The sequence below is a fragment of the Halomonas sp. IOP_31 genome (assembly GCF_021151495.1).
Taxonomy (GTDB): Bacteria; Pseudomonadota; Gammaproteobacteria; order Pseudomonadales; family Halomonadaceae; genus Modicisalibacter; species Modicisalibacter zincidurans.
Genome location: NZ_JAIRBP010000003.1, coordinates 154,609 through 167,525 on the forward strand (window position 1 = coordinate 154,609; position 12,917 = coordinate 167,525).

Annotated in this window: 12 protein-coding genes; 4 read left to right on the forward strand and 8 right to left on the reverse strand. The window is 63.4% G+C overall.

Going from position 1 to position 12,917, the window contains the following annotated elements; translation table 11 throughout:
• Positions 1-28 precede the first annotated feature (28 nt).
• From K7I12_RS03450 to dctP, 8 genes are all read right to left on the reverse strand, one after another.
• Positions 29-760, reverse strand: coding sequence for an ABC transporter permease (locus K7I12_RS03450; protein WP_031384827.1), 732 nt, complete (start codon positions 758-760; stop codon positions 29-31).
• A gap of 4 nt (positions 761-764) precedes the next feature.
• On the reverse strand, positions 765-1,931 hold the full coding sequence (locus K7I12_RS03455; protein ID WP_031384826.1) for an ABC transporter ATP-binding protein: 1,167 nt from the start codon (positions 1,929-1,931) through the stop codon (positions 765-767).
• A gap of 33 nt (positions 1,932-1,964) precedes the next feature.
• Positions 1,965-2,630 (reverse strand): ABC transporter permease, encoded by a 666-nt coding sequence (locus tag K7I12_RS03460; RefSeq protein ID WP_031384825.1) that lies wholly within the window; start codon positions 2,628-2,630, stop codon positions 1,965-1,967.
• Between the two features lie 571 nt (positions 2,631-3,201).
• A complete protein-coding gene (locus K7I12_RS03465) occupies positions 3,202-4,731 on the reverse strand; it encodes a malonate--CoA ligase (protein ID WP_031384824.1) in 1,530 nt (509 codons plus the stop codon).
• A complete protein-coding gene (locus K7I12_RS03470; protein WP_031384823.1) occupies positions 4,728-6,083 on the reverse strand; it encodes a malonyl-CoA decarboxylase in 1,356 nt (451 codons plus the stop codon). The genes K7I12_RS03465 and K7I12_RS03470 overlap by 4 nt, the downstream gene beginning before the upstream one ends.
• Before the next feature lie 24 nt (positions 6,084-6,107).
• Positions 6,108-7,436, reverse strand: a complete 1,329-nt coding sequence (locus tag K7I12_RS03475) for a TRAP transporter large permease (RefSeq protein ID WP_031384822.1) — start codon at positions 7,434-7,436, stop codon at positions 6,108-6,110.
• The gene (locus K7I12_RS03480) at positions 7,420-7,959 is read right to left on the reverse strand and encodes a TRAP transporter small permease subunit (protein ID WP_031384821.1); all 540 of its coding nucleotides are present in this window, start codon (positions 7,957-7,959) and stop codon (positions 7,420-7,422) included. The genes K7I12_RS03475 and K7I12_RS03480 overlap by 17 nt, the downstream gene beginning before the upstream one ends.
• An 88-nt stretch (positions 7,960-8,047) precedes the next feature.
• The gene (dctP, locus tag K7I12_RS03485) at positions 8,048-9,043 is read right to left on the reverse strand and encodes a TRAP transporter substrate-binding protein DctP (protein ID WP_231663023.1); all 996 of its coding nucleotides are present in this window, start codon (positions 9,041-9,043) and stop codon (positions 8,048-8,050) included.
• 166 nt (positions 9,044-9,209) lie between these two features.
• Between dctP and K7I12_RS03490 the strand changes: the two genes are divergently transcribed.
• From K7I12_RS03490 to K7I12_RS03505, 4 genes are all read left to right on the forward strand, one after another.
• The gene (locus K7I12_RS03490) at positions 9,210-9,887 is read left to right on the forward strand and encodes a GntR family transcriptional regulator (RefSeq protein WP_031384819.1); all 678 of its coding nucleotides are present in this window, start codon (positions 9,210-9,212) and stop codon (positions 9,885-9,887) included.
• A 52-nt stretch (positions 9,888-9,939) separates the two neighbouring features.
• Complete coding sequence (locus K7I12_RS03495; protein WP_031384818.1) at positions 9,940-10,728, forward strand: sulfite exporter TauE/SafE family protein; 789 nt, start codon at positions 9,940-9,942, stop codon at positions 10,726-10,728.
• Positions 10,729-10,843: 115 nt separating this feature from the next.
• Entirely contained in the window at positions 10,844-12,046 is a 1,203-nt protein-coding gene (pncB, locus tag K7I12_RS03500) for a nicotinate phosphoribosyltransferase (protein ID WP_201448200.1), read from the forward strand.
• 106 nt (positions 12,047-12,152) lie between these two features.
• Positions 12,153-12,290: a hypothetical protein gene (locus K7I12_RS03505; protein ID WP_201448199.1), complete on the forward strand. Its 138-nt coding sequence runs from the start codon at positions 12,153-12,155 to the stop codon at positions 12,288-12,290.
• Positions 12,291-12,917: the final 627 nt, after the last annotated feature.

Sequence of the window (12,917 nt, forward strand, 5' to 3'; positions counted from 1 at the left end):
GGATCTGAAGCGTTGGTGATGTGCCTTGCTAGACACGGCTCGGGTTAACTCCGCGTGGGACTACCAGAAAGGCGGAGATGGCGATGACTATGTCGACTGCGATCGCCAGCAGTGCCGTGGGGATGGCGCCAGCCAGCATCATGGTGGTGTCGTAGAGGGCGATACCCGTGAAGATCAGCTCGCCGAGCCCGCCGGCGCCGATCAGGAAGGCCAGCGGTACCGTCCCCACATTGATGGCCAGCGCCGTGCGCACCCCGGCGAAGATGACATAAAGCGCATTGGGCAGCTCGACCCGGAACAGGCGCTGGATGGGCGACATGCCCAGCCCCGCCGCGGCCTCCATCAGCGCCGGCGAGACGCCCTTGAGGCCGACGTAGGTGTTGCGGGCGATCGGCAGCAGGGTCGCCACGAACAGCCCGAACACCGCCGGCACCGTGCCGATGCCCAGAAAGCTCATCGACAACGCCAGAACGGCGAGCGTCGGAATGGTGGTGCCCACGTTGAGCACCTGCATCAACGATTCGGCGTAACGCTCGACGCTCGGGCGCGACAGCACGATGCCCAGCGGCACGGCGACCAGAATCGCCAGCCCGCCGGACACGGCGGTCAGAAACAGGTGCTGAACGGCCAGGTAGCGCACGTCGGGGAGATAGAAGATGAACTCCTCGATCATGCCGCTGCGCTGCGCCCAGACACCGGCCACAAACAGCGCGATCGCCAGCAGCCAGCGACACACGCGTTGCAGCGAACGACTCGGCATGAACTTACTCCTTGGTGGCGGCTTCCGAGCGGACCGATGCGCTGTCCCCCGGGCGCGAGCGGTAGCGCGAGCCCAGGTGATGGGTCATCGCCCGCTGGGTGATGTGCCCGCAGACCCGACCCTGCGCATCCACGCAGGGCATCCAGGTGGTGTCGTTGGCGAACATCTGCGAGGCGACCTTGCGCAGGTCGTCGTCGAGCTCGGCCACCGGTGGCGCGACTTGGAAATGGTCGCGGCAGAAGCCCCGGGTGGTGCGCGCCAGCGAGCGGGTGACCATCCCGGCCGGCTCGTTGCGGTCGTTGACCATCAGAATGGCGTTCTGGTAACCGTACTCGTCGATACGCGACAGCGCGGTTTCCAGGGTGTCGTCCGGGCGCACGGTGCCCAGGTCGTCGGAAAACACCTCGCGAACCTTGACCAGGTTGAGCCGCTTGAGCGCCCGGTCCTCGCCGAGGAAGGACTCGATGAAGGCGTTCTTCGGCGCCGAGAGCAGGTCGTCGGGCGGGGAGTACTGGACGAGCTTGCCCTCGCGGAACACCGCGATGCGATCGCCCATCTTGATGGCTTCGTCGATGTCGTGGCTGACGAACATGATGGTCTTCTTGAGTTCGGCCTGCATCTTCAGGAATTCGTCCTGAATGACCGCCCGGTTGATGGGGTCGATGGCGCCGAATGGCTCGTCCATCAACATCACCGGCGGGTCGGCCGCGAGCGCGCGAGCGACACCGATGCGCTGTTGCTGGCCACCCGAGAGCTCGCTGGGATAACGCTTCAGGAAGGCATCGGCGTCCATGGCGATCATGTCCATCAGCTCACGGGCGCGCTTCTTGTAGGCGGCCTTGTCCCAGCCCAGCAGGCGCGGCACCACCGTGATGTTCTCCTCGATGGTCATGTTGGGAAACAGCCCGATCTGCTGGATCACGTAGCCGATGTTGCGGCGCAGATCCTGGGTGTTCATGCCGGTGGTGTCCTCGCCATCGAGGAACACCTTGCCCGAGGAGGGCCGGATGATGCGGTTGATCATCTTCAGGGTGGTGGTCTTGCCGCAGCCCGAGGGGCCGAGCAGGATGCAGATCTCCCCCTCGGGCACTTCCATGTTGATGTGATCGGCGGCCACGACCGCCCCCTTGGGCGTGTCGAAGACCTTGGTGAGGTTATCGAGGCGTATCATGGGAAACCCTTGTCGAGTCAGCAGTGGGCGCGGTCACATCGCGCTGGCGTCGCGTTCCATGCCCTTGGGGGTCAGGCGCTTCTGCAGGGCCAGCAGGGCATAGTCGACGGCGATCGCCAGCAGGCTCACCGCGATCGACCCGACGATCAGCTGGCGCGGGTCGGATTGCGAAATGCCGCGGCTGATCAGCGTGCCCAGGCCGCCGGCGCCGATGTAGGCGGCGATCGCCATGACGCCGATATTGAGCACCACGGCGGTGCGCACACCGGCCATGATCACCGGCACGGCCAGGGGGATCTCGACCATGCGCAGGCGCTGGTTGGGGCTCATGCCGAGGCCGCGGGCGGCTTCGCGAAGCGCCGGGTTGACGTTGTTGATCGCGGTGTAGGTGTTGCGAATGATCGGCAACTGCGAATAGAGCAGTACGGCAATTACGGCAGGGACGTAGCCGATGCCATAACCGAAGATCGACAGCAGCGGAATCATCACCCCGAACAACGCGATCGACGGGATGGTCACGATGACCGAAGCGAGGTACAGCACGCTCTTGGCCAGACGCTCATTCTTGGTGATGGCGATGCCGATCGGCACCCCCGTCAACGTGGCGATACCCACCGCGACCCCGACCAGTGAAATATGCTCCAGGGTCAGCTCGAACAGCAGCTCGAGGTTATCGAGGACGTATTGTATGAGTTCCACAGGCATTGGCCTCTACGAGCCTCCGGGACGAGGCTTCGTTCTTGAACGGATAAATTTCCGGATAGGCTGACGTTTTATAATTTCGAATTATTCACCGAGCATAACACGCTTTTTCAGCGCTCAAGGGGAGTGGCCCATTGGGATGTGCAATGCCTTTCATTTTAAACGCTCATGGTGCTATGAAAGTATGCAATCCTGGCCGTGGATCGCAGCCTTTAAATACTGAAAAACAGTTATTTATGTCCCGACAATTAAGCGAAGAAGCGCGGCTATGAGTGCTTTGATTTGCCGTTAAGAGTAAGCGTCGCCTAAATCGATTATCTTGGGTGACCTGGCGAATAATTTCGCTCTGTATCTTATATGTGGCTCGGCACGCTTGGCGCATTAAACAGCGTGAAGGCGATCGGATAAGGTCTCGACCAGAATGCTGGCCGAGCAGGGGGGCTTTATGTAGGCAAGATGAGGCCAAGCGCCGGGCACCGAAGACATGCAGGCCTTGAGTGAGGCGCTGGCGCTATTGACCACCGCCTCGGCCGACCCAGCCGCCGCGCTCGGCTGCTCCGCGAACGCCTCAGCGCGTCTTGGCCGCGTACGTGTCCTGATACTGCTGGCGCAGCTGGTTCTTCTGCACCTTGCCCATGGTGTTGCGGGGCAGGCTGTCGGCGAAGAACACCCGCTTGGGCTGCTTGTACTTGGCCAGCCGCCCCGTCAGCGAGGCGAGGACCCGGGCCTCGTCGATCTCGGCGCCCGGCTCGCGCACCACCACCGCCGTCACGCCCTCGCCGAAGTCGGGGTGGGCCACGCCGATCACCGCCGACTCGACCACGCCGTCGAGCTCGTCGATCACCTGCTCGACCTCCTTGGGATAGACGTTGTAGCCGCCCGAGATCACCAGGTCCTTGTCGCGCCCGACGATGTGCACGTAGCCGCGCTCGTCGACCATCGCCAGGTCGCCGGTGACGAAGAAGCCGTCCTCGAGCAGTTCCTCGCGGGTCTTCTCGGGCATGCGCCAGTAGCCGATGAACACGTTGGGGCCGCGCACCTCGAGCATGCCGATCTCGCCCTGGGCCAGCGGCTGGTGGGTATCGCGGTCGGTGACGCGGATCTCCACGCCGGGCAGCGGCATGCCCACGGTGCCGGCGATGCGCTCGCCGTCGTAGGGGTTGGAGGTGTTCATGTTGGTCTCGGTCATGCCATAGCGCTCGAGAATGGCGTGCCCGGTGCGCTGCTCGAACGCCTGGTGGGTCTCGGCGGTCAGCGGCGCGGAGCCGGAAGTGAACAGGCGCATGTTGGCGGTGAGCTCGGCGGTCAGCCGCGCGTCCTGAAGCAGCCGGGTGTAGAAGGTCGGCACGCCCATCATCGTCGTGCCGCGGGGCAACTCCTCGATGATCGTGTCGACGTCGAAGCGCGGCAGGAACAGCAGGCTGGCGCCGGCCATCAGCACCACGTTGCAGGCCACGAACAGCCCGTGGGTATGGAAGATCGGCAGCGCGTGGATCAGCCGGTCGACCTCGCTGAAGCGCCAGGCCTCGACTAGCGACGCCGCGTTGGAGGCCAGGTTGCGATGCGTCAGCATGGCGCCCTTGGAGCGCCCGGTGGTGCCCGAGGTGTAGAGAATGGCGGCCAGGTCGTCGGCCTCGCGCGGCTCGACGGTCTCCAGCGGCGCGGCCTGCTCGGCCTGCTCCAGCAGGCTGCCGTCGGCCCGGGTGCCCAGCGTGGCGACCTGGGGGCAGCCGGTGTCGTCGGCGACGCGCCGGGCGACCTCCCGGTCGTCGGGCCGGCAGACGAACAGCGCCGGCTCGGCATCGCCCAGGAAGTAGCGGATCTCCTCGGCGGTATAGCCGGTATTGAGCGGCAGGTAGATCCCGCCCAGGCGCAGGCACGCCAGGTACAACAGGATCGTCTCGGGGCTCTTGTCGACCTGCACCGCCACTCGGTCACCGGGCGTCACGCCCAGCGCCTTAAGTGCGCCGGCCAGTTGCGCGCTGCGTGCCAGCGCCTGACGATAGGTATAGCCGTGACCGTCGCGGGTGGCAATGAAGGTGGCTTCGCCGCGAACCTGCATGCGCGCCGCAAACGTCTCGAACAGGTTGTCGCTCATCTTTCCGTTTCTCCCGTGAGCAGTTTCCGGGCGCGCCGTCCCAGGTCGCGCACGCTGGAGGAGCGCGCGATCGTGCCATTGGTGGTGTAGTGCTCGTGGTTGCGCTCGATCTCCTCGGGCACATAGAGATAGTTGACCATCAGCCCGGCGGCCTGCTGGAGGCCTTTCGTCGAAACGTCGCCCAGCCAGTTGATGCGGTTGAGTTCCGCGCCGTTGCCCAGGTGGAAGCGGGCGACCGGATTCAATGGCAGGCCCTGGGCGTTCTTCTCGTGCAGCAGATAGTGGGCCGCCAGCGGCTTGATCGCGTCGCGCAGACGGTCGGCCTTGGCCGGATCGCTGTGCCAGTCGGGCTCGTCGAGCAGGGCCAGCGTTTCGCGGGCTTCGTCGTCGAGGCGGTCCTCGCTGTCGCGCAGGCTATCCAGCCACTGGCGAAAGCCGGGCACCGGCGACAGGGTCACGAAATGGCGCAGGTTGGGCAGTTCCTGCTTGAGCTCCTGAACGACCTGCTTGATCAGGAAGTTGCCGAACGAGATGCCGCGCAGCCCGGTCTGGCAGTTGCTGATGCCGAAGAAGGCCGCGCTGTCGACGCTGTCGGGATCCTCGACGCCATGGGTGCCGCTGAGGATGGGCTGGATCCGGTCGGGCAGGCCGCGATGGAGTGCCACCTCGACGAAGATCAGCGGTTCGTCGCCGATCGCCGGGTGGAAGAACGCGAAACAGCGCCGATCGCGGGCGTCGAGGCGCCGGCGCAGGTCGTTCCAGTCCTGGATCTCGTGCACCGCCTCGTAGTGGATGATGCGTTCGAGGATCGCCGCCGGGGTGTTCCAGTCGATGCGCCGCAGGACCAGGAACCCGCGGTTGAACCACGAGCCGAACAGGTGGCCGAAGTCGGCGTTCAGCGGTTGCAGGTCGGGGTGCGCCTTGAGCAGGCCCAGCAGGTCCTCGCGCATGCCCACCAGTTCGTGGGTGCCGTCGGTGGTCAGGTTCAGGCGCCGCAGGACCTCCTGACGGCTGGGCTCGCAGGCGTCGAACAGTGCCTGCAGGTCGCGATTGTCGCGCGAGGCCTGGTAGCGCTGATAGGCTGCGTCGATGTGCTCCGGGTCGGCGGAGAACTCGCCGGTCAGACGCTCGAAGAAGCGCAGCTTGTCGTCTTCGCCGAGCCGCGCATACAGGTCCAGCGCGCGACGCGCCAGGGTGATGCTCGAGGCTTCGCCATCGCTTTCCAGCAACGCCTTGCAGGCGGCGATCAGTTCCGCGTGGCTGACCGGCGCGAGGGCCTCCGAGCGCTTGCGTCGCAGGGCATCGCGCTGGGTGATGGTGCTGAACAGCTCCTGCAGAAAGCTCATGTTCATGATCGGTGCTCCGGACGTGGGCGATCAGTTCATCATCAGATCGGGCAGCCAGGTAGCGATGCCCGGGAAGAAACTCAGCAGCACGATCCCCAGCACCATGCACAGCGCATAGGGCAGGCTGCCCAGCAATACGTCGCGCAGCGCGATATCCGGTGCGATGCCGTTGATGATGAACAGATTCAGGCCGACCGGCGGGGTGATCAGCCCGATCTCCAGGTTGATGGTCAGGACCACCGCGAACCAGTAGGGATCGAAGTTGGCGGCCAGGATGATCGGCAGCAGGATCGGCGCGGTCATCACGATCACCGCCACTGGCGGCAGAAAGAAGCCGGCCACCAGCAGGAACAGGTTGATGATCGCCAACAGCACCCAGCGGTTGACCTCGAGTTCGGCGATCGCGCCGGCCACGGTCTGGGTGATGAACATCGACGACAGCGCATAGGCGAAGATCTCCGCGGCGGCGATGATCAGCATGATCATCACGCTTTCGCGCAGCGCATCGCGCATGATCAGCTTGAGCGGTCTGGCCTGCCACATGCGATAGACCACGATGGCCAGCGCCAGACACAGGAAGGCGCCGACCGCGGCGGCTTCCGAGGGTGTCGCGACCCCGCCGTACAGGGCGAACAGGATGCCGGTGACCACCACCAGGAACGGCACGACTCGGACCAGCGCCTTGAGGTTGCCTTCGACGTTGTCCTTGATCTGGGTAGCCGCCTGGGTGAGCGGGCTCGGGGTGTCGTAGCCGCCGGCCAGCTTGCAGGCGATCAGCGTCCAGGCCATGAACAGCACGGCCAGCATGACGCCGGGCATGGCGCCGGCGATGAACAGCCGGCCGATCGAGGTCTCGGTGGAGATGCCGTAGACGATCATGGTCACCGAGGGCGGAATCAGAATCCCCAGCGTGCCGCCGGCGGCAATGCAGCCGGCCGCCACGCCATCCGGATAGCCGCGCTTGCGCATCTCGGGGATGCCCAGCTTGCCGATCGCCGCGCTGGTCGCCGGCGACGAGCCGGACAGTGCGGCGAAGATTGCGCAGGCGCCGATATTGGAGATCGCCAGCCCGCCCGGAACCCGACCCATCCACAGGTCGAGGGAACGGTACAGGTCGCGCCCGGTGGGCGAGGAGGCCACGGCCGCGCCCATCAGGATGAACATCGGGATCGCCACGAAACCGAACGAGGCGAGGCTGCTGTAGAAGGTCTCGCCGAAATAGGTCAACTCGCCGAAGCCTCGGTCCAACACCAGGGCGCCGAGCGACACGCTGCCCAGCGCGAAGGCGATCGGCGTGCCGATGGCCATCAGTACCATCAGCGCGACGGCGATCAGGATGCCGCTAGTGACTGGGTCCATGTTCGGACTCCCCACGAAGAATTTCCGCCACGTACTGCAGCGAGAGCAGACTGGCACCGATGGCCATGGGCGTGAGCGCCGGCCACAACGGCGGGTTCCACACCGTGCCGGTGGTCCAGCCGCCGTGCCAGGCTTCGAGCACGTACAGCCAGGCGCCGTAGGTCAGGGCGAGACAAAAGCTCAGACCGATCAGCGAGGCGATCAGCAGCATGGCCTTTCTGAGCGAACCGCCGAGGGCGTCGGGCAGCACGGTGACCGCGACATGACCGCCGGTCATCAGCACATAGGGGGCGCCGAGCAGCATCGCGGCGGTGACCGAGAACACCGCGAATTCGGTCTGCCAGACGGTGCTCTGGCCGAGCGCATAGCGCATGAAGACCATGTGGACGACAGCGAGCACGCCGGCGGCCAGGGCGGCGGCGGCGAGTACCGCCAAGCCGCTCGACAAGGCGTCCATCAGGCGGATATAACGGCCGGTCACACCACGCGTGGGTACCGACGAGTGACTCGAGGTATGGCCCATGGCGCCCTCTCGTTCAGTGAATGAAGGGCCGCCCAGACACGGCGGCCGACAAGGCGAGCACCCGGCGACAACGGCCGGGCGGGTAGGCTTACTCCACGGCCAGTGCCGCGTCGATCAGTGCCTGGCCATTGGGCACTTTCTCGGCAAAGGTCTTGTAGGAACTCTGCTTGGCGACGTCGAGCCAGGCCTGGAAGTCCTCGGGTGACATGCTGACCACCTCGACGCCGTTTTGCTTGTAGACGTCAACCAGTTCCTGGTCGAGATCGGCGGCCTGCTTGGAGAACCAGGCCTCGGCCTTCTCGCCCGCCGCGGTCAGCGCCTGTTGCTGCTGCTCGTTGAGTTTTTCCCAGCTCTGCTGGGAGATCAGGATCGGCTCGTACATGAACCACAGGGCGTTCTCGCCCGGCGCGGTCAGACAGTCCGACTGCTCATAGATGCGGTAGGACACCAGTGAACCCGAGGAGGTGTTGGCACCGTCGAGCACCCCGGTCTGCATTGCCGTGTAGATCTCCGAGGAGGGCATCGAAGCGATCGACGCGCCGGCGGTGGCCAGCATCTCGTCGAAGGCCGGGCCGGCGGCGCGCAGGGTTTGCCCTTTCACGGTGTCCGGCGAGGTGATGCAGCGCACGTCGGACACGAAACCGCCGGCCAGCCAGGCATCCGAGAGCACCCGCGCGCCGGCGTCGTTGATCACTTGCTTGATCATGTCCATGAACTTGGAGTCGTTGAGACGCTGGGCGCGCTCATGGTTGCGCACCAGGCCCGGCATCAAGGTCGCCGAGAACTCCGGTTGACGGCCACTGGCGTAATCCAGCGGCAACGCGGTCATATCCAGGCGGCCGCGTACCAGCGCCGACCACTGTTCCTTGGCGCCGAACAGCGACTCGGCGGGATAGACCTGAACATTGAGTCCCACATCGGCTTTGGCGACCTCGTCGGCAATCATCTGTACCATCTCGTCGCGCACGTCGCCCTTGGGAAACTGGTGCGAGGCGCGCAGTACGGTCTCGGCAGCCGCCGCGGTGGAGCTGAAGGCGATGGCCAGGCCGAGGGTGGTCAGAACGGGAAGAAAAGTGGTTTTCATGGTGGCGTCTCCTGTCGATTGTTATTGTGCTGGGTATATATCAGGCTTGCTGATGTATACTTTAATAGCGGTGCTAGTATATTCATGTCAATTTTTTGGCCCTAGACCATGGTTGCAGAAGCATGGTGGCAGAGCCGGACGGGGCGGGAGGTGACGCGTGGGCGGCATGAAGCGATCTAATACGCAGCGACTCAGGGACGCACTGGAGAACGCTATCCTCAACGGGGATCGGATACCCGGAGAGCGCCTCGATCCGGAAGCGCTGGGTCAGGAATTCAACGTCTCGCGCACCCCGGTTCGCGAAGCCATCCATCAACTGGTGGCCAGCGGGCTGGTCAGTGTGCAACCCAAGAAGGGCACGTTCGTCGCCGAGGTCGGCATCGACCGGCTGATCGAGATGTTCGAGGTCATGGCGGAACTGGAGGGGATGTGCGGGCGACTCGCCGCACGCCGCATCACGGTGCTGGAGCTCGGCGAGCTCCGCGATGCCCTGAAGCGCTGCGAGCAGGCCGCCGGGAACGGCGATACCGATGAGTACTATTACGAGAATGAAGCCTTTCACAGTTGCATCTATGCGGCCAGCCACAATGCCTTTCTCGCCGACGAGGCCCGGCAACTGAAGATGCGCCTGAAGCCCTATCGCCGCCTGCAACTCAAGGTGCGCCATCGCATGCAGTCGTCGCTCGATGAGCATCGGCGTATCGTCATGGCGATCGAGGCGGGGGAGTCCCAGGCGGCCGAGGACGCACTGCGCGGGCATGTGCTGGTCCAGGGCGAGCGCTTCAGCGATCTGGTGGCGAGCGTCAAGGACCTGGGCCGCACTGCGGTGACCGAGTTGTCCTGAGGCAGTCGGTCGGGTCTTTATCTGGCTCCCTTCGCTGGCCCTGGGGGTTCGCATGTTGCTGTCGTTGTTGTTCTATTGCCTGATCGGGAGCGTCGCCGGCTTTGCGGCGGGGCTGTTCGGAATCGGCGGTGGTGTGGTGATCGTCCCGGCGCTGCTCCTTGCGTTCGCCAAGCAGGGCATCGATGCCTCGGTCATGACTCATATGGCCATCGGTACGTCGCTGGCGACCATTGCCGTGACCGGTTCCTCGTCGGCGTTCGGCCATTGGCGACGCGGGGGCGTTGCCAAGCCGCTGCTGATTCGGCTGCTTCCGGGGCTGATCACCGGCGCGATCCTGGGCGGCCTGCTGGCGAGCGTGCTTCCGGCCGCTCAGTTGCAGACGCTATTCGGCCTGTTCCTGACCCTGCTGGCGTTGCGCCTGCTGTTTTCCCGCATGCCGACTGTAGCGAACGAGCGTGCCGGCGGGCTTCAGACGATCACCGCCGGCACAGTCATCGGCGCGTTCTCGGCGCTGTTCGGGATCGGCGGCGGCGTGCTCAGCGTGCCCTGGCTGTTGCGCAGCGGGGCGAGCATGACCCGAGCCATCGGCACCTCGGCGGCCTGCGGCATTCCCATTGCGGCATTCGGCGCAGTGACCTTCGTGGTGACCGGCTATCGCGACGCGGCGCTGCCGGACTACGCCACCGGTTTTCTCTACTGGCCGGCCTTTCTCGGCATGCTGCTATGCAGCGTGCCGGCCGCCAGGCTCGGCGTGGCCGCTGCCCACCGGCTGCCGGCCGGTCTGCTCAGGAAACTCTTCGCCCTGCTCATCATGCTAGTGGGCATCAAGCTCCTTCTTTGAAGATTGGTGGTATTCGAGCCGACAGCGATCATTGCGCCATTGGCGTTTTACCAGGGTGCCGCCGCCAACTAGGCTCTAGGATAATTTCAGATTATCGAAAGCACCGGAGGCTGCATTGACGGATACCTACCGCATGCAAGGGCCCATCATCGATTCCTTGCTGGATACCGACTGGTACAAGCTCACGATGATGCAGGGCGTCCATCACAACTACCCCAACGCCAGCGTGACGTGGGAATTCCGCTCCCGCAATGCGGAGGACCTGGCGCCTTATGTCGACGAGATACGGGCGCAGATCGATTACCTGGCGATGTTGAGCTTGAGCAGGGAGGAGTCGCATTATCTGAGCAGCTTTGCCTACATGACCCCGGATTTCATCCGCTTCCTCGAGCTGTTTCGTTTCAACCCGGACTATGTCGTTGTCGGCATGGACGGCAACGATCTATGCATCGTCATCGACGGGCCATGGTCTCACAGCATTCTCTACGAAATCGTCATCCTGGCGATCGTCAGCGAAATCCGCAATCGCGCCCTGTATCCCGAGGCGACCGTCGACCAGGCGCTGACGCAGTTACACGCCAAACTCGATACGCTGAATCGTCGCTACTCGCCGGACGAGCTCAAGGGATTCAACCTGGCGGATTTCGGCACCCGTCGGCGGCTATCGCAGCCGGTCCAGGAGGTGATCATCGAGGCGCTGAGCACACATTTTCCGGGCAATTTCGTGGGCACCAGCAACGTCGACATCGCGCGTCGCCATGGCCTTGCGCCGATGGGCACCATGGCCCACGAATGGGTCATGGCCCACCAGCAGCTGGGCAGTCGGCTGATCGACAGCCAGCGGGCTGCATTGGAGGCTTGGGTCCAGGAATACCGGGGTTATCTGGGCGTCGCCTTGACCGATACCATCACCCTCGATGCCTTTCTCAACGATTTCGATCTGTATTTTGCCAAGCTGTTCGATGGGTTGCGTCACGATAGCGGCGACCCCCTGGTATTTGCCGAAAAGTGCATCCGCCATTACGAAAAGCTGGGAGTCGACCCCGGGACCAAGACGCTGATCTTCAGCGATGCCCTGACGTTCGACAAGGCCATGGAGATCAAGATGGCGCTGCAGGGCCGGATCAAGACCAGTTTCGGCATCGGCACCAGTCTGACCTGCGACGTGCCGGGGGTCAGGCCGCTGAATATCGTGATCAAGATGATGTCATGCAACGCTCGTCCGGTCGCCAAGATTTCCGACGAGCCGGGCAAGGCGACGTCCCGCGACTACAACTACGTCAACTATCTGAAAAGTGTCTTCGGGGTATCGCATTGAGCCATTAATTCAGTAAATTCTTTAATAAAAAGCCATTAGTCGAACATGCTGCTTTGCAGCAGAAAATGTATTACATTGGAAGTTTCAACCAACCAGGAGTACTTCCATGACTCTTTCCCCCTCCCTCGTTCGACCGGTAGCTGCGCAGAGCCTGCAGTTCGATCCGGAAGTGCTGCAGTTCTGGGCTGACGAGGCACGCACCCAGCGAGCCGCTTTCGACACGGTCGCCGCCTATCTGGGCTGAGCAAGATCGTCCAGTCAGCCGCTAGGTGTCACCGACGCGCAGATCCAGACAGCAGCGACCGCATGATGCCAGCGTGTCAATTGTTTCTGTAGGCGCTCTGCCTTCCCTATCGATCAAAGAATCAGGCACCGCTCCAGTATCGAAACAAGAGCGTCATTCATCGCGCCGCGGCGAGTCGGCCTCTTTCGAAGCATCGTCGATACGACGCTTGCGTTCCGTTTGCTCGCTCCCCTGAGCCCCTGGGACTGGCGTCTTGGCGCTAGAGCTGTTATGCCCCGGTGTCTCCCGTGAGGCTGGAGACTTCTCGTTATCGACATTGGCCTCAGGCCGGTGAAAACCCGCATCCTGCCCCTTTGTGGGCTGCCCTGCCTGTGTTGTTGAGTGTGGTTTATTGATTAATATTAATTTTAATAAAAAAGATATATGGCCATGGTTTTTTCAGGCGTATTTATCATCTACATTGATAATATGTGGATGGCACACAAATAGGTTGCGTCATTCATGGCGGAACCTGTCAACCTGATTCGGACAGATCGTTAAAAATTAGTGTCGATTTCGTCGCGCTGCCGCTTGCCGCCGCCAGTGTCGGGAAGTTCACCACGCTGTAGGGGGCCGGGTCGTCGTCAT

What these genes read in the sequence shown, in the direction of transcription:
- K7I12_RS03450 (WP_031384827.1), bottom strand. Translation starts at nt 760, where the DNA reads ATGCCGAGTCGTTCGCTGCAACGCGTGTGTCGCTGGCTGCTGGCGATC.
- K7I12_RS03455 (WP_031384826.1), bottom strand. Translation starts at nt 1,931, where the DNA reads ATGATACGCCTCGATAACCTCACCAAGGTCTTCGACACGCCCAAGGGG.
- K7I12_RS03465 (WP_031384824.1), bottom strand. Translation starts at nt 4,731, where the DNA reads ATGAGCGACAACCTGTTCGAGACGTTTGCGGCGCGCATGCAGGTTCGC.
- K7I12_RS03470 (WP_031384823.1), bottom strand. Translation starts at nt 6,083, where the DNA reads ATGAACATGAGCTTTCTGCAGGAGCTGTTCAGCACCATCACCCAGCGC.
- K7I12_RS03475 (WP_031384822.1), bottom strand. Translation starts at nt 7,436, where the DNA reads ATGGACCCAGTCACTAGCGGCATCCTGATCGCCGTCGCGCTGATGGTA.
- K7I12_RS03480 (WP_031384821.1), bottom strand. Translation starts at nt 7,959, where the DNA reads ATGGGCCATACCTCGAGTCACTCGTCGGTACCCACGCGTGGTGTGACC.
- dctP (WP_231663023.1), bottom strand. Translation starts at nt 9,043, where the DNA reads ATGAAAACCACTTTTCTTCCCGTTCTGACCACCCTCGGCCTGGCCATC.
- K7I12_RS03490 (WP_031384819.1), top strand. Translation starts at nt 9,210, where the DNA reads ATGAAGCGATCTAATACGCAGCGACTCAGGGACGCACTGGAGAACGCT.
- K7I12_RS03495 (WP_031384818.1), top strand. Translation starts at nt 9,940, where the DNA reads ATGTTGCTGTCGTTGTTGTTCTATTGCCTGATCGGGAGCGTCGCCGGC.
- K7I12_RS03505 (WP_201448199.1), top strand. Translation starts at nt 12,153, where the DNA reads ATGACTCTTTCCCCCTCCCTCGTTCGACCGGTAGCTGCGCAGAGCCTG.